Raw genomic sequence first — 20274 nt, 5'->3', positions numbered from 1 at the left:
TCGGCGGGATTTACTTCAGCTGATTGAGGCCGGCGCGGCGGATGATGGCGGGATAATCCTTATAGGCAATATCCAGATCCACATTGCCGTTGATCCCCGGAATGCTGCCGGTGCTGCTGTACTGCCACATCCCATAGGGCAGCGGCAGCTTGCCCGGCGTCTTGGTGTAGGACGTGATCCAGAGATCGTAGGCTTTCAGCTGGCTGCTGTCCAGGTTGTTGATCAGCCAGTTGCGGCTGCAGTACAGCCCGGTGTAATATCCGGCCTTTTCCAGCGCCTCACAGAAGGTTTTGACGACATTGGTTCGCTGCTGGACGGTCATATTTTTGGTGGCGGGGTTGTATTCCTGGTCGAACCAGACGGGATACTCCAGCTTCTTGCCCCGGATTGCCGCCAGGCAGGCCCGGGCCTCGGCCTGGGCCGAAGCCGTATCGGAGGCGTAGCTGTACCAGTAGGCCCCCACCGGCAGGCCCACCGACTGACATCCGGCGTAATTGGTCCCGAAGTTGGGGTCCACCACGTCGCCGGAACGGCCCAGCCCTGCCCGCAGAATCACAAAGGACACCTGTCCTGAGGCTTTCACCTGCTGCCAGTTCACCCTCCCCTGCCATTTTGACACATCACAGCCCTTTTTGTTTGCCATAGGGCTCACCTCCTGATGGATTGGTGACGCAGTCTGCCAGGCAGACAGCACTTCTTTGCCCCATCCTATGCCGCCGGGCTGCCCCGCGCCACACAAAAAGACCCGGCCTGCTCCATCCAGGCCGGGGAAAAGATGCAGTTTTCGAATATATCGTTTGTCGGCGGGCGGATCTGCCGGAGCGCGGCGCGTCTTACGGCGCTTTATGGTTATGGAAGGCGGAACAGATGGCTTTCACGCATTCTTCCTCCCCCAGGGTGCCGCTGTTGAGGCACAAATCGTAGTTTTCGGCGTCGCCGAAGCGCTTGCCGGTATAGTGTTTGTAGTAGGTACAGCGGTTTTTCTCCAGTTTTTCCAGGTCGCCGCCCGGCTCATGGTAGGTCCCCTCCACCCGCTTTCTGCGGGAATCGGCGTCGGCGTAGATATACACCCGGAGGGTCTGGTGATGGCCGTACAGGATGGCATCGGCACAGCGCCCCACCATCACGCAGCTGCCCTTGGCCGCCAGTTCCTCGATGATGCCCGCCTGCTGCAAAAACACCTTGTCCATGACAGGCTGGGCAAACTGCCCCCCTGCGGTCAGGTCGCTGAGCAGGCTGGGAACATCTTTGGTCTCGCTGTTCTCAAACAAACGGATATCCATGGAGCTGTTTTGGGTCGCTCTCTCGATGATTTCCCGGTCGTAGAAGGGCAGGCCCAGCTGCTGGGCGACCTTTTTGCCGATTTCCCGGCCGCCGCTGCCATACTGCCGGCTGATGGTGACCACCAGCTGTTCCTGCTGCTCACCGGGCGCTTTGCCGCCGGAACCATTCATCTCGCCGGCCCACTCAAAGCCCTTTTTCGCCGCCAGGACTGCAATCAGCTCATTGATGACCGCGGCCGCCGCAATGGTGCCCTGGACAATCCGGGCGCATTCCGGCGCCGGTTTTGTCAGCACCGACACCGCAATTCCGGTGAACACCAGAGACACGCCCGAGTGGGGCAAAAGGGTCAGGCCCAGGTACTTTTTCACCGTCTCAGGGGATTTTGTGATGGCCGCGCCCAGATAGGCGCCGCCGTATTTTCCGGCGGCACGGGCCAGGATATAGATGGCGGTAAACAGGCCGGCCCCCAGAATCAAGTGGTAATCCAGCGGCGCGCCCAGATTCAGGATCGTCACAATCATGGCCCCGCCCAGAAGGGGGCTGAAGCTCCCCATGATCTGTTCCAGCCGGGTTTCGGAGATCATATTGGAGAAGGTGGCCGAAAAGGACATGCCGATCAGCATAAAGTTCAAAACCGGCCGGGGCAGCATGGCATTGAACACAAAGCCCCCTGCGGCAGCCACCAGAATCATCCCGATCAAAAGCGCCAGGGTCTGGGGTTTGTCCCGCTCTTTTTTCAGCACCACGCCAGCCACCAGACCGACGGCCACGCCGATCAGGATAGGGAGAACAATCACCAGCGCAATCATGGAGGCGGGCAGCGACCCGGCCGAGAGATTGCCTGCCACCAGCCATGACGACAAAGAACACCACACAGCCCACAATATCGTCCAGGGCGGCCATGGGAATCAGGGTCTGGGTCACCGGTCCGCTGGTTTTGAACTCCCGGACGATGGACAGCGCCGGCGCCGGCGCAGTGGCCAGGGCGATGCCGCCGAACACCAGAGCCAGATACACCGGCACATCCGTGAACCAGAACACCACGCCGAACACCAGCGAAACCACCGCAAAGGTGCCCAGCGACTGGGTGAGGGTGGTGATGATGATGGCTTTGCCCGAGCGCTTGATCTTGTTCCAGACCAGCTCGGTGCCGATCATCAGGCCCACGCTGCACTCCAAAACATGGACCAGCGTCTCATACCATGCAGCGTCCAGCATCTCCTGGCTGACCAGGGACAGGGCGTGGGGCCCAGAATCATGCCGGTGAGCAGCCAGCCCAGAATGGCCGGCAGTTTGATCCGGGCCACCAGCTTGCCCATAAAATAAGCGGTTCCTATGGTAAATCCAAACCTCAGCAGCGTTAAAATCATTGCATTTCACCTGACCTTATAAGACAGCCTTCAGGGGCTGTACCGACATTTTTCGCGGGGAATCCGGGGCTTTTCAGGTGCGGCGGCCTCCCGGCGGCTCCTTTGCAATGCCGTAGAGCATGATATCGAAGATGGACGACAGTCTGCCCTCATGGTCCTGGATCAGCTCGCGGAAATCTCCGCCCTGCTCGGCCTTTTTCTGAAAATAGCCGTTGAACATTTCGCTGGTCATCAGGAAATATTCCAGCGCGGCCTCTTTGGTGATGCCGTCCCGCAGGGTCAGGCAGTCCAGCACGTCCAGGCAGCACTGGCTGAAGTAATCGTCCAGACCTTTGCGCATCTGGGCCAGCTCCCGCACCAGGTGCCGGGGAGGCTGGATGACGGTATTGAAAAAGATATTGGCGTAACAGGGATTCTCGGCCAGAAATTTCTGCCGCGCCATCAGAATCTGCTGCATCCCCTCTTTGGCGTCCTGAAATGCCAGGGCCTGACTTTTCAGGGAATCGGTCATGGCGTCGTAACAGATTTTCACGCAGTTCAAGTACAGGTCGTCCTTGCCCTTGAAATTGTGATAGAGCAGACCTTTGGGGATCTGCCCGGCCTCGCAGATGCTGTTGACCGAGGCGGCATCGTAGCTCTTGCTGCCAAATTCCGCCAGGGCCGCGTGAAGAATCCGCTCCCGTGTCTTTTGGGTTTTCTCCTGCTGTTTCATGGTCCAGCCTCCTCAATATAGACTGTTTGGTCTATTATATGAAAAGTAGACCAATCAGTCAACAATAAAGTGTAAACTTTTTCTGAACAAGGCCGGGCTTTTCCGGCACAAAAAAGGCCCCCTGCGGCAGAGCCTGCGCTCTGCTGCGGGAGGTCGGTGGAAGATTTGTTTTTGTGGGAACGACTTTACCAGATGCCGATGACCTGCTGCATTCCCAGGCTGACCACGGCAATGGCCACCCAGCAGCACAGGCCCATCAGAATGGGCTTGCCGCCGGTGCGGACCAGCTTAACCAGATCGGTATTGAGGCCGATGGCCCCCATGGCCATGATGATGAAGAACTTGGACAGCTCCTTAAAGGGCTGGAACACCGAGGCGTCCACTCCGGCGGTGGTGGCGACGGTGGTAATCACCGAGGCCAGCACAAAGAACAGGATGAAGAAGGGGAACACCTTTTTCAGGGAAAAGCTGCTGCCCTGGTTGCCGCCGGCCCGCTTGGCCTTGGCGGTGCGCCAGACGGCCAGTGCCAGGGTGATGGGGATGATGGCCAGAGTGCGGGTCAGTTTGACGATGGTGGCCTGATCCAGGGTATTGGCGCCGGGATGCATTCCATCCCAGGCGGCGGCGGTGGCGGTGACCGACGAGGTATCGTTGACGGCAGTGCCGGCAAACAGGCCGAAGCCCTCGTTGGACAGGCCCAGCACGCTGCCCAAAGTGGGGAAGGTCAGGGCCGCAATGATATTGAACAGGAAAATCACCGAGATGGCCTGGGCGATTTCATCGTCGTCGGCGTCGATGACGGGGGCGGTGGCGGCGATGGCCGAGCCGCCGCAGATGGAGGAGCCCACGCCCACCAGGGTGGAGATATTGGTGGGAATGTGCATCAGTTTGTGCAGGACAAACGAGACAATCAGGGAGGTGGAGATGGTAGCCAGGATGACGGGCAGCGAGGTGGCGCCCACCCGGGCAATCTCGGACAGGTTCAGGCCGAAGCCCAGCAAAATCACCGCATACTGCAAAATTTTCTTGGATGTATAGGCAATGCCCGCCTGGGTGGCCGCCTTGTTGCGGTAAAACAGGGCGATGACCATGCCCAGCAGGATGGCGAACACCGAGCCGCCCACCACCGGGAATGCTTTGCCCAGCAGCCAGCAGGGCACCGCCAGGGCCAGGCAGAGAAGTACGCCGGGGGCCAGTTCTTTCGTTTTTGTCATAAGATTCCTTCCTTTCCAATCAATCACACAACAGCACCAATATACTCCCAATTCAGCATTATGTAAAATGATGCTTCTTTATTTTTCGATAACGTTTTGTTATAATTGATTCAAAGGAGGCTGTACCATGCTGGATTTCCGCGTCGAGACCTTTCTGACGGTCTGCGAAACCATGAACTTCACCCGGGCCGCCCAGCTGCTCCACATCACCCAGCCGGCGGTATCCCAACACATCCACGCCCTGGAAATGCAGTACGGCACCCGGCTGTTTCTCTATGAGGGCAAGCAGCTGCGGCTGACCGAGGCGGGACAGCTGTTTTTGCAGACCGCCGCCACCATGCGCCACGATGTCCGCCGCCTGCAGGAAGCCCTGCAGCAGATGGATTCCCGGCGGCATCTGCGGTTCGGGGCCACCCTCAGCATCGGGGAATACCTGCTGCCCTCTCCCCTGCTGCGGCTGCTGACCGATGATCCCACCCTGCAGCTGCGGATGATTACCGCCAACACCCAGGAACTGCTCCGGCTGATGGATCAGGGCGAGCTGGATTTCGCCATTGTGGAGGGCAGCTTTGACCAGCAGGTCTACGAGGGCCTGGTTTACTGCGCCCAGCGGTTCATCCCGGTGGCGGCGCCGGACTATCCGTTCCCGGGGCCGGTGCGCCGGATGGCCGATCTGCTGGATGCCCGGCTTCTGGTGCGGGAGCCGGGCTCCGGCACCCGCGGCGTCCTGGAACAGGCTCTGGAAGCCCGCAACCTCACGGTGCACAGCTTCCGCTATCTCACCGAGCTGGGCAGCCTCAATCTCATCAAGTCCCTGGTCTGCGCCGGGGCCGGCATCTCCTTCTTTTACCAGCCGGTGGTCCAGGCTGAGCTGGACCGGGGCGATCTGGCGGAAATCCCCCTGGAGGACGGGGAAATCCGCCACGACTTCACCTTTCTGTGGCGGCGGGGCAGCGCCTTCGCCCCCTATTACCGGGAGGTATTCCGCCTGCTGCACCAGGACTGAAACAAAACAATCCCCCATCTCTGCCAAGCGCAGGGACGGGGGATTGTTGAATAACAGGGCGCAGTCAACCCGGAGGGTCAACCCGCAAACTGGACTTTGATGCTTCCGTTGTCCACATGGAACTCAATGGACTTGCCGGCGCCGGTCTTTGTACTGCTGGGCAGGTTGTTGCTGCCCATCCCCACCGAGGTGCGGATGTTGTAGTCCTCTTCCCGGCCGGCCAGGGTCCCGCTGATGGTGCCGTTGGACACCTCGCACTCGTAGTCATCGGCCTGGGCGTTGTCAAAGGCAATGCTACCGTTGCTCAGCTCCAGCTCGATCTTCCGGGCGGAGGTGTCCGACACCTTGACGCCGCCGTTTTTCACTTCGCCCGACAGCTCTCCCACCGTCAGGCCGCTGAGGCTGACGCTGCTGTTGCTGTTTTCCAGCTCCAGGCTCTGCACTTCCACATCCTGGATCTTGACGCCGCTGTTGGTGCCACGGATCTCGATTTCCTGGTACGCACCAGCCGGCAGGGTGATCTTCATGGACGTCTCCACCTCCGAGCGGTTGCCGTTGCTCTGGCCCCGCTTTTCGATCTTGAGGGTGGAACCCTCCACCCAGAATCGGTACAAGGTCTGATCCGACGGCTCCACATATTCCACTTCCACCTGGCTGACGTCCGCCGTCTCGATGCGGATGGCGGCATCCTGACTCTCCACGTCCAGCCCGGTGATATTCTGGCTGGTGGTGTAGGTCCGGCGGGTCAGGCCGGAAATCTGAACCTCCTGGGATGCCTGGATGGAGTCGGCTATATCCTCCAGATCTTGCCCGATGACCTGGTTGCTCTCGTCCAGCACCTTGCTGGCAATCTGGAAAGGCACACAGCTGCACAGCAGCGCCGCCGCCAAAGCCGCCGAACCGGCCGACAACAGGATTTGTTTCATAGGAATTTTCCTCCTTTTCATCAGCTGAGATTGAGGCGGTGTTCGAGGAAATAGACGGTGATGCCGTAATAAATGGCTCCCACCACAGCGGTGCAGCCCGAAATCACCCAGAGGGCCAGATGAAAGGTCGTCACCCAGTTGTGATGGAACTCCACCTCGGGAATGGGCATGACCTCGGTCAAAACGGTGGTGGCCATGCTGAGGAGCACAAAGCAAACCACCGACAGGGCCATTTTATGGCTGCTGAAGCTGTGGCCTGCGGCCAGGGCGGCGTAAAACTGGAGGCAGAGGGTGCATCCCGCCACAAATCCCAGCACCGCCAGTTCCAGCAGGAACAGCCCATTGTCCGGGAAGGACACCGCCACCCCATGGATGCTCACCAGCGGAACGCCCACCTGGATTCCAGCGGCCCCCATGGTAAAGTCGGTTCTGTCCACCAGAATGCACAGGGAGACCAGGCTCATGGCCAGGGTCCCGGCGAACCATACCACCGCCGTCACCAGCTTGGCCCACAGGTGCTGGTGCACCGTCACCGGCAGGGTGAGCATCAGGTAGCCCTCGTCCCCCAGCAGGTTCTGCTTGAACCGCAAAATCATGGCCGCCACATTCACCAGGATGCAGGCCATCACCGCCAGGATGCACAGGGCGGTCAGCAGGTCGCCCAGGTCGCCCAGGTTATCGATGAAAAACCGGGCTCCCACGGCCAGGGCCAGCATCACCAGATACATGGGAATCATCATCCGGGCGGTGGCCCGGAACTCCTGTTTCATCAGTTTGATCAGCATTTGAACACCTCCCGGAACAGCGCGTCCACGCTCATGCCATGTTCTTCCCGCAGCTGGTCCACCTCCGACTGGAGGGCCACCTGCCCGTTTTTCAGAAAAATCACCTGATCCAGCAGTTTCTCCACGTCGGCGATGAGGTGGGTGGAGATAATCACCGCCGCCTCGGGGTTATAGTTGCCGATGATGGTGGAGAGGATGTAGTCCCGGGTGGCGGGGTCCACCCCGCCGATGGGCTCGTCCAGCAGATACAGCATGGCCGCCCGGCTCATCACCAGAATCAGCTGGACTTTTTCCCGGTTGCCCTTGCTCATCTCCCGCACCCGCAGGGCCGGGTCAATGTGCAGGTCGGACAGCATCTGCAGGGCGGCATCCTGGCGGAAGTCTGCATAAAAGTCCTGATAAAACTGCAGAAGATCCCGCACCGACATCCAGGCCGGCACCGCCATCCGCTCGGGCAGATAACTGATCTGGGCATGGCTGGCAGGCTGGCCCGGCTTCAGCCCGCAGGTCTGAATTTCCCCCGAGGTGGGGGTCAGCAGGCCGCAGGCCAGCTTGATGAGGGTGGTTTTGCCGCTGCCGTTGGGCCCCAAAAGCCCCACAATCCGCCCCGGCTCCACCGTCAGGCTGACATCCTCCAGGGCCACCACCCCGCCGTATCGCTTAGTCACATTGGTACACTCCAAAACAGCCATTCAGCTCTCTCCTTTCGTTTCCTGCTCCACCAGCCGGAGGATTTCCTCCCGGCTGTAGCCCAGCTGTTCCATCCCCTCCACAAAGGTCTGGATCTGCCGCCGGGCGCATTGATGGCGCGCCTGCTCGATCCGGGCGCGGTCCTCGGTCACAAACCGCCCCGCCGTCCGCTGACTGTACACCAGGCCCTCCCGCTCCAGCTCGGTCATGGCCCGCTGCATGGTATTGGGGTTGACCCCGGCCTCGGCGGCCAGATCCCGCACCGAGGGCAATCGCTCCCCCGGCGGCAGGCCCCCCGACACAATCGACGTCTGAATCTGCGCGATCAGCTGCGCATAAATCGGCGCGTCACTGGAAAACTGCCATTTCATATGCCGCCTCCCTTTCGCTTCGTGTTGTTGTATTAATATAATAATACAGTTTTCGTCCTTTGTCAACAGGCAAAACAAGCTTTTTTCACCCCGCAAAAAGCAGCTTGCAGACGTGATTTTTCATTTATTGTAAGCAGGCTGCGCGGTCGGCGGCTTCTCCGGGTGTATGCGCCGGATCCTACAGACCGCACACCTCACACAGGAGTGATACACTGTTTGCCGGGGCGGCCGGTTTGGGCTGTGCCCTTGATTTTTCCCGCCCGGTGGCCTATCATGGGAGCAAACCGGCGGGCGCTGCCCCCACACCACAGAAAAGAGGTACCTGCACATGGAATACCGCAAATTTGACAACACCTATTTTCTCCGCATCGACCGCGGGGAGGAAATTCTGGCCAGCCTGGCCGCCCTCTGCGAAAAGGAGCAGATCACGCTGGGCACCATCACCGGCATCGGTGCGGTGGGCGAAGTAACCCTGGGGGTCTTTGACCGCCAGCAGTTCGCCTATCAGTCCCAGACCTACACCGGCGACTTTGAAATCGCCTCCTGCACCGGCACCGTCACCACCATGGAGGGAAAGCCTTATTTCCACCTCCACATGGTGGTGGGCAACCCCACGCTGGACGTCTGCCACGGCGGCCATCTGAACCGGGGCGTCATCAGCCTCACGGGAGAATTCGTCCTGACGGCTCTGTCCGGCCAGGTGGAGCGGAAATACAGCCCTGAAGTGGGCCTGAATCTGTTCCAGTTCGTGGACTGAGGCCCCTGCCTTCCCCATCACCGCCGCCGGCTTCTTCCGCCGGGCGGCGGCTTTTTTCGTCTGGACCCAAAAAGAGGGCGGCAGCCTTTCCGGCTGCCGCCCTGCGCTCCCTCCAGACCCGCTGGTTCTCAATACAGCATTTTCAGCACCTCTACACAGGCATCAATCCCCAGCAGGCCGCTGTCCAGCGAAATCTGATAGTTTTTTGCATAGCCCCATTTCATAGTTGATGGCCGCCATGGCAGCCACCAGAGAAATCTGGGACAAAAAGCTGGTGATTCCCAGCAGCAGTGTGCGGCCGCAGACTGCTCGGCTGAGACGAAAATCCCGCCGGGAGGGCTGTATTTGCCGCATATGAAGGAGATACCATACCGAGAGTGCTGCGGTGATGACCTGGCCTATCACAGTGGCCACTGCAGCCCCCATCATTCCCCACCTGCACCCAAAAATGAAAATCGGGTCCAGAACAATGTTGGCGGCAGCTCCGGCCAGGGTGGCCGCCATGGCAAAGCGGGGATTTCCGTCGGCCCGGATAACCGGATTCATGGCCTGGCCAAACATATAAAAGGGAATGCCCAGACTGATATAGAAGAAATACTCCTGCGAATATTGAAAGGTCTCCTCATTGACCGTGCCGCCGAACAACGCGATGATCTGGTTTTGCAGCAGCAGATACACCGCTGTCAGCACCAGACTTCCGGCCACACTCATGACCACAGCATTCCCCACACTGCGTTTGGCCGCGGCCTGGTCCCCCTGACCCAGGCTGATGCTCACAAAGGCGCAGCAGCCGTCTCCGATCATCACGGCAATGGCCAGCGCCACCACCGTCAGAGGAAAAACCACCGTGTTCGCAGCATTGCCATAGGACCCCAGATAGCTGGCATTGGCGATGAAAATCTGGTCGACGATGTTGTACAATGCGCCTACCAGCAGAGAAATGATGCACGGAACCGCGTACCGTCTCATCAGACGGCCCACCGGTTCGGTGCCCAGAAATTGACTGTTCTATTCCATAAAACGTTTCCCTCTTCCTCACAAAAAGCGCGCAGCCCTCTGTCGCTGGATTTACGCCATAGGCTACGCGCTGGTTCCGTCTATTTCAGTCCAGATAGTTTCCCACCGGGCTGGCATTGTGCTGCCGGATGATTTTGACCAGGATGGACCCATCCGGCTGTTCCTGCTCCTCCACGATCCTGTGGAGAATATGGTATCGCTCCAGGTTTTTCTTGTATTGTTCCACTTCCTGCCGCACCAGGACCGCCGACTCGCTGCGGTTCCATCCCTCCTTCGGCAAAAAGCGCAGCGTCTGGCAGATACAGGCCGCCTGCACACGTTTCATTCAATGACCCTCTCTTTCCAAAAAATAAAACGCGCAGCCTCCACGCAACCGGAATTACGCATGGAAGCTACACGTTGTATCTGTTATTATAGGTCATTCCATCCAAGAAATCAAAGGGATTTTTGTACAAAGAATCCGCTGTCTCTTTTGGAAAAAGTGTCCTGATCCGCCCGGATTCCCCCGCTTGTCCCCTTTCGGCTTTCCCTCCGGCTGCGGTGTTCCAAATAAAAACGACGCTGCCATGCCGCAAAAATAGGCGCCGTCCCATTTTGTCCATTTCTGAATCATTCCGCCCCTCATTTCGTTTGACTTTTCGCGGGTTTCATTGTAACATATTCACTGACGTTTCCGTGGCGCAAAGCAGCCGCTGCGCGCCGGATGAAGGCCCCGTATTCCTTTGGGGGATATGGCGCCACGACCAAGCACATTGCGAGGCCCGCCGGGCCGGAAAGAGAGAGTTGGTATTCCCATGATCTACGCCTTGATCCTATTCGCCGTCACCTATGCGCTGATGCTGATGTTCAGCGCATACCGGCCCTATATTGCCGTGGGGTCGGCCGTTATTTTCATCGCCACCGGCATGCTGCCCTTCAACGAGATTGTGGGCGCCATCGACTTCAATGTCCTGCTGATGATCGCCGGCACCATGGGCCTGGTGCAGCTGTTCATTGACAGCAAGATGCCCGCCCTACTGGCCGACCTCATTATGGAAAAGGTCCCCAACGTCCAGATGGCTGCCGTGGCGCTGGCTCTGTTCGCCGGCGTTATCTCGGCCTTTGTGGACAACGTGGCCACCGTCCTGATGGTGGCCCCCATCGCCATGGAGATCTGCAAGAAGCTCAAGACCAATCCTGTCCCCTTCATCATCGGCGTGGCGGTGTCCGCCAACCTGCAGGGTGCGGCCACCCTGGTGGGCGACACCACCTCCATCATGCTGGGCTCCTACGCCAACATGAACTTCCTGGACTTTTTCTTCTACCGCGGCCGTCCCAGCATCTTCTGGGCCGTGGAGCTGGGCGCCCTGGCCTCTGCCCTGATTCTGGCCTGGCTGTTCCGCAAGGAAAAGAACCCCATCCCCAAGGCTCCCACCCGCACCAAGGTCACCGACTTTGTCCCCACCTATCTGCTGGTGATCATGCTGGCTCTGCTGATCTCGGCCTCCTTCATCCCCAACAAGCCCGACATCACCAACGGTCTGATCTGCACCTCCCTGCTGGTGGTGGGCATGATCTACACCCTGTTCAAGACCCGGGACTTCTCGGTGGCCATCAGCCCCGTCAAGGCCATCGACTTTGAGACCATCGGCCTGCTGTTCGGCCTGTTCCTGGTCATCGGCGGCATCACCCACATGGGCGTGGTGGACGCTGTGGCCAACCTGCTGGCCCAGATGGGCGGCGGCAGCCTGTTCGTCATCTACACCGTCATTGTCTGGGCGTCGGTGCTGTTCTCGGCCTTCATCGACAACATCCCCTATGTGGCCACCATGCTGCCGGTGGTCACCGGCCTGGCCGCTGCCCTGAACGTGGACCCCACCGTCCTCTACTTCGGCCTGCTGTCGGGCGCTACGCTGGGCGGCAACTGCACCCCCATCGGCGCTTCCGCCAACATCACCGGCATCGGCATCCTGCGCCGCGCCGGCTACGAGGTCAAGAGCAGCGACTTCTTCCGCATCGGCATCCCCTTCACCCTGGCCGCTGTCATCCCCGCCTACATCTACATCTGGGTGATGTTCCACTGATTCATAGCCCAACGGCACAAAGAGCGCAGACCTTTTCAGGGCCTGCGCTCTTTTCTTATGCGTTGATTCGCCGGGACGCCCGGCCCCTTCCGGGGCGGATACTGTGCGCGTGCCGGAAGGCACCGGCCGGAGGCGTCTGCACCCGGGCGGCCCCCAGGCCATCCAGCCCCCTGCAGAGGGGATCGCATCACCCGGCAGGCGCTTTCCCTCCGCTGACACCCAGCAAAAAGCGCAGGCCCCGCAAAAGGCCTGCGTTCTGGAAATACTCTTTAGTCCTCGGGGGTGTCGTCCTTGGGGATGATGATGTTCAGCACGAACACAATCAGGAAGGACACCACCAGGCTGCTGCCGAAGATGTTGCGCAGCAGCTGGGGCACAAACTGGAGGATATCGGGGGCGGCGTCAATGCCCAGGCCCAGGGCCAGGGCGATGCCCACGATCATCCGGTTGCGGTAGTTCAGGGGCTGCTCATTCAGCAGCTGGATGCCCGACATGGTGATGGCGGCAAAGACGGTGACGGTGGCGCCGCCCAGAACCGGCTGGGGAATGGTAGCCATCAGGCCGCTGAACTTGGGGAAGATGCCGGCGGCCAGCATGATGACGCCGACCATGGCAAAGACCCGGCGGGCCACCACCTTGGTGGTGCAGATCAGGCCCACGTTCTGGCTGTACGGGTCGGTGGGCAGACCGCCGATGCAGGCGCCGATCATGCCGCAGATGCCCTGGCCCTTGATGGCGCCGCCCAGCTCCTGGTCGGTGCACTGACGGCCAAAGCCGCCGATGGCGGTGGAGGACACGTCGCCGATGGTCTGGACCGCCTGGACCATATACATCAGAATCATCATGATGATGGCGTCCACGTGGAACTCCAGGCCAAAGTAGAAGGGACGGGGCAGTGCAAACCAGGATGCGGTCTGCAGGTCGGTGAAGCTGACCACGCCGCCCATGGCCAGGGCCGCAATGTAGCCCACCACAATGCCGATCAGCATGCCGGAAGCCTTGATGAGGCCCTTGCCGAAGAAGTTGCAGGCCAGGGTCACCACCAGGGTCAGGAGGGCCAGGAACCAGAACTTGCCCGAGCCGAAGGTGCCGTTGACCTGGGCCGCGCTGCCGCCGCCAATGTAGCTGATGGCGGTCTTATACAGGGACAGGCCGATGCTCATAACCACCGTGCCGCTGACGATGGGCGGGAAGAAACGCCGGATTTTGCCGATGAACGCGCCCACAAAGATGGACACGAAGCCTGCCACCAGCTGGGAGCCGAAGATGGCCGCAATGCCGTACTGCTGGCCGATGACGGTCAGGATGGGCATATAGGCGAAGGCCACGCCCATGACGTTGGGCATCTTCATGCCGAAGCCGAACACCGGGAACAGCTGCAGCAGGGTGGTGATGCCGCCGATGATCATGGCGGCCTGGGTCAGCATAATCTTTTCCTCGGCGGACAGCCCGCAGGTCCCTGCAATCAGCATGGGCGGGGTGATGTTGCCGATCAGCATGGCCAGCACGTGCTGCATGGCCTGCGGGAACGCCGCACCCCAGGAGGGTTTGCCGTCGAATTTCATCAGTTCGGCGTTGGTTTGAGTGGAACTGCTCATTTGATATCCTCACTTTCCAAAGTTACTCCAAAAATACCAACAGTGGACAGTATATCCGAAAATACGCAGGAAAGCAAGGTCAAAATAGGTCATACCTATGAGTCATACTTTTTCCAGATCCTGCCAATTTCCGCCTGCCGGGCCGGTTTTCCCCGGGGCGGCGGGGCCGGGATGTATCCCAGATTTTTTCAAAAAAGCCCCGTCCAAAGGCCGGCACGGAAAAAACACGCTGCAAAATCAATTCCCTTCCGGCTGGGTTTTCAGCCAAAAAAATCCGCCCGTTCCGGCCGGAGACGGCACAGACAGGCGGACTCGTTTCAGATTGGGTCGGGTTCGGGGCGGCCCTTCCCCAAGGCCCGGAGCACCTCCAGATCCTCGGGACGGTCCACGTCGGCCAGTTCCTGCGGGCTGCGGGCCGGAACCAGCCGCACACGGTCAGGGTACCTCTGGATCACCGCACCGCCCCCCTTGCCCTGGGGCAGGTGCATCAGGTCCTCGAAGGCCCAGGCCGGGAACAAAACCGGAGCCCCTGGTTTCTCCTGCCAGGCGGCCCGCCAGATGGGGCCGGGGGCGCAGGCCCCGCAAAGGGCCAGGGAGAGTACCGTTTCCCGGGTGAGAAGGGGCTGGTCTCCCGGGCAGAACAGGCAGCCGTCCAGGCCGGAACCGGCCTTCAGGGCTTCCAGACCCAGACGCACCGTGTCGCTGCGGTGGGGCTGGCTGTGCAGAACCACCGGGACCCCCTGGGCCCGGCAGAGGTCTGCCACATCGACGTGGCGGGTCACCACCACCCGCCGGGCAAAGAGGCCGCCGGTGGCGTCCAGGGCGTACTGGACCAGAGGTTTGCCCTCCAGATTCGCCAGCAGCTTGTTGCCGCCGAACCGCCAGCCCAGCCCCGAGGCCATGACCACGCAGCCCAGCTGCCCCAGGGGCTGATCCAGGTCCAGGCAGAACACATCCGGCCGGCGGCAGAGCTCCTGCAGCAGGGGCAGCTCCTGCCGGCGAACCACCGCCAGCACCCGCTTTTGATCCAGCAGGGCCCGCAGGGCGTCACAGTAGGCGGGGGACCCGGTTTCCAGATACCCCACCTCGTCCACCGAGACCCACTCCCCCGGCGCCTGTCCGGCCCGGGCCAGAGCCGCCGCCCCAAATCCATTCAGGGCGTCCGGGTCAGGGCGCATCCCCTCCGGGGCAACGCGCCCGATCTGCACCGTTTCACCGGCGGCGTTTTCCTTTAAAAATACCCCCTGTCCCCGCTGGACCCAGGTGGTCACCCCCGGCAGCCCCTCCGGGGCCAGGGCGTGCAGCAGGGTGGTTTTGCCGATGCCCCGGCTGCCGGTGAGGATCAGGTGGCGTTTACCGCTGCTGCGGAAAGAATTCCAGATACAGCTGGCGGTTTGCACGGATGCAGGCATCCCGATACGCTTCATACTGGGTCAGCCACTCCTTTCCTTCGGGGGTCAGGCAGCTGCCGCCGCCTGCCCGGCCGCCCGCCGTCCGGGCCGTCAGGGCAAACCCCAAGGCCTTCTCGGCGTGCTGGATCAGTTTCAGGGCCTTGGTGTAGGCCATCCCCATGGACTGGGCCGCACCCCGCAGAGACCCCGTCTCCTCCACCGCGTGGAGCAGGCGGCAGGGCCCTTCCCCAAAGAATTTCTCTCCGTCCTCATCCAGAAACAGAATCCGCGTCACCGCTCGCATGGCTGCCTCCCTTTCGCCGGCCCGACGCCCCAAAAAGCACCGCACAGGGTCAAAATCACCCCCCGGGCCGCCGGCTTTGCCGGGGGATCGCCCTCCCTGCGGAAAGGGCGCAGGCCCCGCGCCGTTGTTGTTTTAAAACTACAGCGAAATTATAACAATATCCCTTTCCAAAAGCAAGGCTTACTGTTATAATAAATGAGTATGATCGCTGAAAAACGGCTGTTCTGTCGAAAAAGCGTCAGCCGTCCGTGAAAGATAAGGGAAACTGCATCATGATGAACATTCAAAACTACGTCCAGGCCCAAAGCCTGGAGGAGGCCTATCAGCTCAACCAGAAGCGGAACGCCCGCATTCTGGGCGGGATGCTCTGGACCAAGATGGAGACCGGCAATGTGGGCACCGCCATCGACCTGTGCGGTCTGGGGCTGGATACCATCCAGGAGACCGAGGACCAGTTTTCCATCGGGGCCATGGTCACCCTGCGGCAGATCGAGCAGCACCCCGGCCTGAACGCCTACACCCACGGCATGGCCGCCCGGGCTGTTCAGGACATTGTGGGGGTCCAGTTCCGCAATATGGCCACGGTGGGCGGCAGCGTCTGGGGCCGGTTCGGCTTTTCGGACGTGCTGACCCTGCTGCTGGCCATGGACACCTCAGTGGAGCTGTACAAGGGGGGCATCGTCCCGCTGGAAACCTTTGCCGCCATGCCCTATGACCGGGATCTGCTGGTGCGGGTCATCATCCGGAAAGCGCCGCTGGCCCTGTCGTATCAGGCCATGCGGATGCAGCGCACCGACCTGCCTGTTTTGAACTGCGCTGTGGCAAACGTGAACGGAGCATACCGGGCCGTCATCGGGGCCCGCCCCGGCAAGGCCATGGTCCTGCGGGATGAAACCGGCCTGCTGGCCGGGGGCATCACTGAGGACAGCGCCCGGGCCTTTGGGGCATGGGCCGCCGAACAGGTCCCCACCGGCAGCAATGCCCGGGGCAGCGCGGCCTATCGGACCCATCTTGTCAACGTATTGGTCCGGCGCGGGGCGCTGGAGCTGGGAGGTATGTAAGGCATGGAAATCAAACTGACCCTGAACGGCCGGCCCGTCACCGGCTCCATCGACCCCGACTGCCTGCTGATCGATTTTCTGCGGGATCACGGCTGTCTGAGCGTCAAGCGGGGGTGCGACACCTCCAACTGCGGCCTGTGCACCGTCCTGATGGACGGCAAGCCCATCCTCTCCTGCTCGATGCTGGCGGCCCGGGCCGCCGGCCACAGCGTCCAGACCCTGGAGGGCCTGCAGGAGGAGGCCGCTGATTTTGTGGGCTTCATCGCCGACCAGGGCGCCGACCAGTGCGGCTTCTGCAACCCGGGCCTGGTGATGAACACCATCGCCCTGCTGCGGGAAAACCCCGACCCCACCGACGACGAGATCCGCGCCTTTCTGGCCGGCAATCTCTGCCGCTGCTCCGGCTACGACGGGCAGCTGCGGGGCATCCGCAGTTATCTGGACAGCCGCAGGGAAAAAGGAGACAGCCGCCATGGAGCATAAAGAATATCATTCCATCCACCAGCCCGTCCGCAAAAAGGACGCCATGCAGCTTTTGCTGGGCAAGCCGGTCTACACCGACGACGTCACCCCCCGGGACGCCCTGGTGGTGAAAATCCTCCGCTCGCCCCACGCCAACGCCATCGTCCGGGAGATTGACACCGCCGCCGCCCTGAAAGTGCCCGGCGTGGTGGCTATCTACACCTGGCAGGATGTGCCTCACAACCGCTTTACCATCGCGGGCCAGACCTATCCCGAGCCCTCCCCCTATGACCGCCTGATTCTGGACCGGCACGTCCGGTTCGTGGGGGATGCGGTGGCCATCGTGGCCGCCGAGACCGAGAAGGCCGCCCTGCGGGCCATGAAGATCATCAAGGTGCAGTATGAGGTTCTGGAGGCGGTGCTGGACCCCCACACCGCCCTGGACAACCCCGTCCTGGTTCACCCTGAGGAGGACTGGGTGGCCCCCTGTCCGGTGGGCGGCGACAACCGCCGCAACCTGATCGCCAGCGACACCAACAGCTCGGGCGACATCGACGCGGTGCTGGCCGACTGCGACATCGTGCTGGACCGCACCTATCACACCAAGGCCTACAGCCAGGCCATGATGGAGACCTTCCGCACCTACACCGAGATGGACGCCTACGGGCGGCTCCATGTGGTTTCCTCCACCCAGATCGTGTTCCATGTGCGGCGGATTCTCTCCCGGGCACTGGGCCTGCCCAAGAGCCGCATCCGGGTGGAAAAGCCCCGCATCGGCGGCGGCTTCGGCGCCAAGCAGACCGCCGTCTGTGAGGTCTACCCTGCCTTTGTCACCCTCAAGACCGGCCGGCCCGCCAAGCTGATCTATACCCGTGAGGAAGCCCAGATTGCCGGCAGCCCCCGGCACGAAATGGAGATCCACGTCCGGCTGGGCGCCGACAAGGACGGCCGCATCCGCGGCATCGACCTGTATACCCTGTCCAACTCGGGCGCCTACGGCGAGCACGGCCCCACCACTGTGGGCCTGTCGGGCCACAAGTCCATCCCCCTCTACACCGGCAGCCTGGAGGCCTACCGCTTCAGCTATGACGTGGTCTACACCAACCTGCAGGCCGCGGGCGCTTACCGCGGCTACGGCGCAACCCAGGGCATCTACGCCCTGGAAACCACCGTCAACGAGCTGGCCGAGCGGCTGGGTATCGATCCCACCGTCCTGCGGGACCGGAACATGGTGCGGGAAGGGATGCAGATGCCCGCCTACTACAACGAGACCGCCAGCGCCTGCGCCCTGGACCGCTGCATGGAGCATTGCCGCCAGATCTTCCACTGGGACGAAAAGTACCCGGTGCGGGATATGGGCAACGGCAAAGTCCGGGCGGCGGGCGTCGCTATGGCCATGCAGGGCTCCTGCATCTCCAACGTGGACGTGGGTTCCGCCACCCTCAAGCTGAGCGAGGACGGCACCTATAACCTGATCATCGGCGCGGCCGACATGGGCACCGGCTGCGACACCATTCTGGCCCAGATGGCCGCCGAGTGCATGGACTGCAGCGTGGACGACATCGCCGTCTTTGGCGCCGACACCGACGCATCCCCCTATGACTCGGGCTCCTACGCCTCCTCCACCACCTACATCACCGGCAAGGCCGTGGAACAGGCCTGCGCCCAGCTCAAAACCAAAATCTGCGCCATCGCCGCCGAAATGATGGGCTGCGACGCCGGTGAGATCGTCTTTGAGGGCAAACAGGTGCGCCGCCTCTCCACCGGCCAGACCCTGACTCTGGAGGAAATCGGCTATAAGTCCCAGGTGTTCAACACCCAGGCCGCCGAGGTCACCGCCACCCATTCCTCCCCCGTCTCGCCCCCGCCCTATATGGTGGGCATGGTGGAGATCGAGCTGGACAAGGAGACCGGCCAGGTCACCATCCTGGACTACATGGCGGTGGTGGACTGCGGCATCCCCATCAACCCGGCCCTGGCCCGCATCCAGACCGAGGGCGGCATCGTCCAGGGCATCGGCCACACCCTGATGGAAGACGTCCAGTACGACCACAACGGCCGGCCCATCGGCTCCTCCTTCCTGCAGTACAAGGTTCCCACCCGTCTGGACATGGGCCATCTGCGGGTGGAGTTTGAGCACAGCTATGAGCCCACCGGCCCCTTCGGCGCCAAGTCCATCGGCGAAATCGTCATCAACACCCCCGCCCCTGCTCTGACCCACGCCATCTACCGGGCCACCGGGGTCTGGCACCGGGAAATCCCCATCAGCCCCGAGAAAATCGCTCTCGGACTGGAATAACCCATCCTCAGGCCGGAAGCCGGACGACGGTTTCCGGCCTTTCTGCGTCTGTTTTTTGTTTCTCCACTTTTTTCAAAAAAGTGCTTGACAAATCACCCCCATCTCTGCTATAATAACTGATGTCGCCGGTGCACAGCACTTAAGACAGTCAAAAATATGGGGGTATAGCTCAGCTGGGAGAGCGCTTGAATGGCATTCAAGAGGTCAGCGGTTCGATCCCGCTTATCTCCACCAAGACAAAAAGCCTTGAAAACACGATGTTTTCAAGGCTTTTCTTTTTTCGTAAGCGGCACAAAGCAAAGGGCATTTTTCGGCTGCGCCCGAGCCAGCTATACCCCCTTGCGATATTGATTTTGGCAAAAAGGCCTGTGTTTTCGACTTGTTTTTACAAAATGTGTGCCTGGTTTGTGCATGCCATTCAGCCGCCTGCATCTACACTCAAGCAAGCAGTACCCCCGAAGGTCTATATTGTTTCCCGCATTATCTTACAGGGAAATCCCTTTATATAGGTCAGCAAAGTCCCGTTGCAGTGCCTTACTCTCGTCGGGGTAATTCCACTATAGGTGTTCACATGAATCGCTACTTGGTTGTTGTTAGTGCAGCGTCACTGGAGGGACGCCAGCTCTCAGGCTTCCAACGCTTTGTCCAGTTCCTTTTTCGGGGGGCCGGGTCGACATCGCCGGGGCATTGTTCAGCGAACCATTGATCATGTTGTAGTTCTGTTCGGTAGACAGTGCCACGGTCCTCAGTGGGTCATCCTTGGTATCTCCCCATTGAAGTGCTTACCTGCGTCCTTTGGGGCAAACTGACATGAAGTTTAGATGCCTTGGCAACCGATAGACTTAAGCTAGGGTGTATCTGAGAAGTCGGCTCATATGTGCAAAATGGAGAAAATGACAGCAGAAGCAGCAAGGAAAAGAAAAGCCTGAAAAGAATCCGCTCTCTTATCATAGCGGGTAGCGAT

The 20274-nt window shown here is 60.8% G+C and carries 19 protein-coding genes, 1 tRNA gene and 2 pseudogenes; 7 read left to right on the top strand and 15 right to left on the bottom strand.

The features are described from left to right. Nucleotides 1-10: 10 nt before the first annotated feature. The 5 genes and pseudogenes from B5E67_RS09930 to B5E67_RS09915 form a co-directional block, all read right to left on the bottom strand. Nucleotides 11-643, bottom strand: a complete 633-nt coding sequence (locus B5E67_RS09930; RefSeq protein ID WP_087385070.1) for a glycoside hydrolase family 25 protein — start codon at nt 641-643, stop codon at nt 11-13. Nucleotides 644-833: 190 nt separating this feature from the next. After that, nucleotides 834-1454 (bottom strand): cytidylate kinase-like family protein, encoded by a 621-nt coding sequence (locus B5E67_RS15935; protein ID WP_242956931.1) that lies wholly within the window; start codon nt 1452-1454, stop codon nt 834-836. Beyond that, a pseudogene (locus tag B5E67_RS09925) lies at nt 1455-2654 on the bottom strand (cation:proton antiporter); the annotation flags it as partial. A 73-nt stretch (nt 2655-2727) separates the two neighbouring features. Further along, entirely contained in the window at nt 2728-3366 is a 639-nt protein-coding gene (locus tag B5E67_RS09920; protein WP_087246902.1) for a TetR/AcrR family transcriptional regulator, read from the bottom strand. A 185-nt stretch (nt 3367-3551) separates the two neighbouring features. Further along, entirely contained in the window at nt 3552-4580 is a 1029-nt protein-coding gene (locus B5E67_RS09915; RefSeq protein WP_087246904.1) for a YeiH family protein, read from the bottom strand. A 127-nt stretch (nt 4581-4707) separates the two neighbouring features. Between B5E67_RS09915 and B5E67_RS09910 the strand changes: the two genes are divergently transcribed. After that, nucleotides 4708-5586, top strand: a complete 879-nt coding sequence (locus tag B5E67_RS09910) for a LysR family transcriptional regulator (RefSeq protein ID WP_087385068.1) — start codon at nt 4708-4710, stop codon at nt 5584-5586. A 77-nt stretch (nt 5587-5663) separates the two neighbouring features. On the opposite strand, the gene B5E67_RS09905 is transcribed toward B5E67_RS09910, so the two are convergent. From B5E67_RS09905 to B5E67_RS09890, 4 genes are read right to left on the bottom strand one after another with little or no spacing between them, the layout of a single operon-like run. Then, complete coding sequence (locus B5E67_RS09905) at nt 5664-6512, bottom strand: DUF4097 family beta strand repeat-containing protein (RefSeq protein WP_158098877.1); 849 nt, start codon at nt 6510-6512, stop codon at nt 5664-5666. 20 nt (nt 6513-6532) lie between these two features. Continuing rightward, the gene (locus B5E67_RS09900; RefSeq protein WP_087385063.1) at nt 6533-7297 is read right to left on the bottom strand and encodes a hypothetical protein; all 765 of its coding nucleotides are present in this window, start codon (nt 7295-7297) and stop codon (nt 6533-6535) included. After that, nucleotides 7291-7989, bottom strand: coding sequence for an ABC transporter ATP-binding protein (locus B5E67_RS09895; protein ID WP_087385061.1), 699 nt, complete (start codon nt 7987-7989; stop codon nt 7291-7293). Before B5E67_RS09895 ends, B5E67_RS09900 begins: the two co-directional genes overlap by 7 nt. Next, entirely contained in the window at nt 7990-8358 is a 369-nt protein-coding gene (locus B5E67_RS09890; protein ID WP_087246913.1) for a GntR family transcriptional regulator, read from the bottom strand. Between the two features lie 328 nt (nt 8359-8686). Here B5E67_RS09890 and B5E67_RS09885 point away from each other — a divergent pair, with 328 nt between their 5' ends. Beyond that, on the top strand, nt 8687-9115 hold the full coding sequence (locus B5E67_RS09885) for a PPC domain-containing DNA-binding protein (RefSeq protein WP_087246915.1): 429 nt from the start codon (nt 8687-8689) through the stop codon (nt 9113-9115). 225 nt (nt 9116-9340) lie between these two features. Here the strand turns inward: B5E67_RS09885 and B5E67_RS09880 are convergent. The 3 genes and pseudogenes from B5E67_RS09880 to B5E67_RS15465 form a co-directional block, all read right to left on the bottom strand. Next, nucleotides 9341-10084: pseudogene (locus tag B5E67_RS09880) on the bottom strand (MATE family efflux transporter); the annotation flags it as partial. 133 nt (nt 10085-10217) lie between these two features. After that, nucleotides 10218-10457, bottom strand: coding sequence for a hypothetical protein (locus B5E67_RS09875; protein WP_087385057.1), 240 nt, complete (start codon nt 10455-10457; stop codon nt 10218-10220). A 93-nt stretch (nt 10458-10550) separates the two neighbouring features. Continuing rightward, complete coding sequence (locus B5E67_RS15465; RefSeq protein WP_143405411.1) at nt 10551-10745, bottom strand: hypothetical protein; 195 nt, start codon at nt 10743-10745, stop codon at nt 10551-10553. A 181-nt stretch (nt 10746-10926) separates the two neighbouring features. Between B5E67_RS15465 and B5E67_RS09870 the strand changes: the two genes are divergently transcribed. Next, nucleotides 10927-12195: an SLC13 family permease gene (locus tag B5E67_RS09870; protein WP_087385055.1), complete on the top strand. Its 1269-nt coding sequence runs from the start codon at nt 10927-10929 to the stop codon at nt 12193-12195. 269 nt (nt 12196-12464) lie between these two features. On the opposite strand, the gene B5E67_RS09865 is transcribed toward B5E67_RS09870, so the two are convergent. The 3 genes from B5E67_RS09865 to B5E67_RS09855 form a co-directional block, all read right to left on the bottom strand. After that, nucleotides 12465-13793, bottom strand: a complete 1329-nt coding sequence (locus B5E67_RS09865) for a solute carrier family 23 protein (protein WP_087385053.1) — start codon at nt 13791-13793, stop codon at nt 12465-12467. Between the two features lie 317 nt (nt 13794-14110). Continuing rightward, nucleotides 14111-15205, bottom strand: coding sequence for an NTP transferase domain-containing protein (locus B5E67_RS09860; RefSeq protein ID WP_158098876.1), 1095 nt, complete (start codon nt 15203-15205; stop codon nt 14111-14113). Next, nucleotides 15147-15488, bottom strand: coding sequence for a LysR family transcriptional regulator (locus B5E67_RS09855; RefSeq protein ID WP_087246924.1), 342 nt, complete (start codon nt 15486-15488; stop codon nt 15147-15149). The genes B5E67_RS09860 and B5E67_RS09855 overlap by 59 nt, the downstream gene beginning before the upstream one ends. Nucleotides 15489-15760: 272 nt before the next feature. Here B5E67_RS09855 and B5E67_RS09850 point away from each other — a divergent pair, with 272 nt between their 5' ends. The 4 genes from B5E67_RS09850 (at nt 15761) to B5E67_RS09835 (ending at nt 19544) form a co-directional block, all read left to right on the top strand. Further along, nucleotides 15761-16549, top strand: coding sequence for an FAD binding domain-containing protein (locus B5E67_RS09850; protein ID WP_087385049.1), 789 nt, complete (start codon nt 15761-15763; stop codon nt 16547-16549). 3 nt (nt 16550-16552) lie between these two features. Continuing rightward, on the top strand, nt 16553-17032 hold the full coding sequence (locus tag B5E67_RS09845) for a (2Fe-2S)-binding protein (protein ID WP_087246928.1): 480 nt from the start codon (nt 16553-16555) through the stop codon (nt 17030-17032). After that, nucleotides 17022-19310: a molybdopterin cofactor-binding domain-containing protein gene (locus B5E67_RS09840; protein WP_087385046.1), complete on the top strand. Its 2289-nt coding sequence runs from the start codon at nt 17022-17024 to the stop codon at nt 19308-19310. Before B5E67_RS09845 ends, B5E67_RS09840 begins: the two co-directional genes overlap by 11 nt. Before the next feature lie 158 nt (nt 19311-19468). Then, a tRNA-Ala gene (locus B5E67_RS09835) sits at nt 19469-19544 on the top strand. Nucleotides 19545-20274: the final 730 nt, after the last annotated feature.

Source organism: Faecalibacterium sp. An122 (genome assembly GCF_002160895.1).
Lineage (GTDB): Bacteria > Bacillota > Clostridia > Oscillospirales > Ruminococcaceae > Faecalibacterium.
Note: the sequence above shows the minus strand (reverse complement) of the source record. Positions and strands in the feature narration are given on the sequence as shown.

Excerpts from the sequence above, each read along its gene's own strand:
- B5E67_RS09930 (WP_087385070.1), bottom strand. The coding sequence starts at position 643 with ATGGCAAACAAAAAGGGCTGTGATGTGTCAAAATGGCAGGGGAGGGTG.
- B5E67_RS15935 (WP_242956931.1), bottom strand. The coding sequence starts at position 1,454 with ATGAATGGTTCCGGCGGCAAAGCGCCCGGTGAGCAGCAGGAACAGCTG.
- B5E67_RS09920 (WP_087246902.1), bottom strand. The coding sequence starts at position 3,366 with ATGAAACAGCAGGAGAAAACCCAAAAGACACGGGAGCGGATTCTTCAC.
- B5E67_RS09915 (WP_087246904.1), bottom strand. The coding sequence starts at position 4,580 with ATGACAAAAACGAAAGAACTGGCCCCCGGCGTACTTCTCTGCCTGGCC.
- B5E67_RS09910 (WP_087385068.1), top strand. The coding sequence starts at position 4,708 with ATGCTGGATTTCCGCGTCGAGACCTTTCTGACGGTCTGCGAAACCATG.
- B5E67_RS09905 (WP_158098877.1), bottom strand. The coding sequence starts at position 6,512 with ATGAAACAAATCCTGTTGTCGGCCGGTTCGGCGGCTTTGGCGGCGGCG.
- B5E67_RS09900 (WP_087385063.1), bottom strand. The coding sequence starts at position 7,297 with ATGCTGATCAAACTGATGAAACAGGAGTTCCGGGCCACCGCCCGGATG.
- B5E67_RS09895 (WP_087385061.1), bottom strand. The coding sequence starts at position 7,989 with ATGGCTGTTTTGGAGTGTACCAATGTGACTAAGCGATACGGCGGGGTG.
- B5E67_RS09890 (WP_087246913.1), bottom strand. The coding sequence starts at position 8,358 with ATGAAATGGCAGTTTTCCAGTGACGCGCCGATTTATGCGCAGCTGATC.
- B5E67_RS09885 (WP_087246915.1), top strand. The coding sequence starts at position 8,687 with ATGGAATACCGCAAATTTGACAACACCTATTTTCTCCGCATCGACCGC.
- B5E67_RS09875 (WP_087385057.1), bottom strand. The coding sequence starts at position 10,457 with ATGAAACGTGTGCAGGCGGCCTGTATCTGCCAGACGCTGCGCTTTTTG.
- B5E67_RS15465 (WP_143405411.1), bottom strand. The coding sequence starts at position 10,745 with ATGATTCAGAAATGGACAAAATGGGACGGCGCCTATTTTTGCGGCATG.
- B5E67_RS09870 (WP_087385055.1), top strand. The coding sequence starts at position 10,927 with ATGATCTACGCCTTGATCCTATTCGCCGTCACCTATGCGCTGATGCTG.
- B5E67_RS09865 (WP_087385053.1), bottom strand. The coding sequence starts at position 13,793 with ATGAGCAGTTCCACTCAAACCAACGCCGAACTGATGAAATTCGACGGC.
- B5E67_RS09860 (WP_158098876.1), bottom strand. The coding sequence starts at position 15,205 with ATGCCTGCATCCGTGCAAACCGCCAGCTGTATCTGGAATTCTTTCCGC.
- B5E67_RS09855 (WP_087246924.1), bottom strand. The coding sequence starts at position 15,488 with ATGCGAGCGGTGACGCGGATTCTGTTTCTGGATGAGGACGGAGAGAAA.
- B5E67_RS09850 (WP_087385049.1), top strand. The coding sequence starts at position 15,761 with ATGATGAACATTCAAAACTACGTCCAGGCCCAAAGCCTGGAGGAGGCC.
- B5E67_RS09845 (WP_087246928.1), top strand. The coding sequence starts at position 16,553 with ATGGAAATCAAACTGACCCTGAACGGCCGGCCCGTCACCGGCTCCATC.
- B5E67_RS09840 (WP_087385046.1), top strand. The coding sequence starts at position 17,022 with ATGGAGCATAAAGAATATCATTCCATCCACCAGCCCGTCCGCAAAAAG.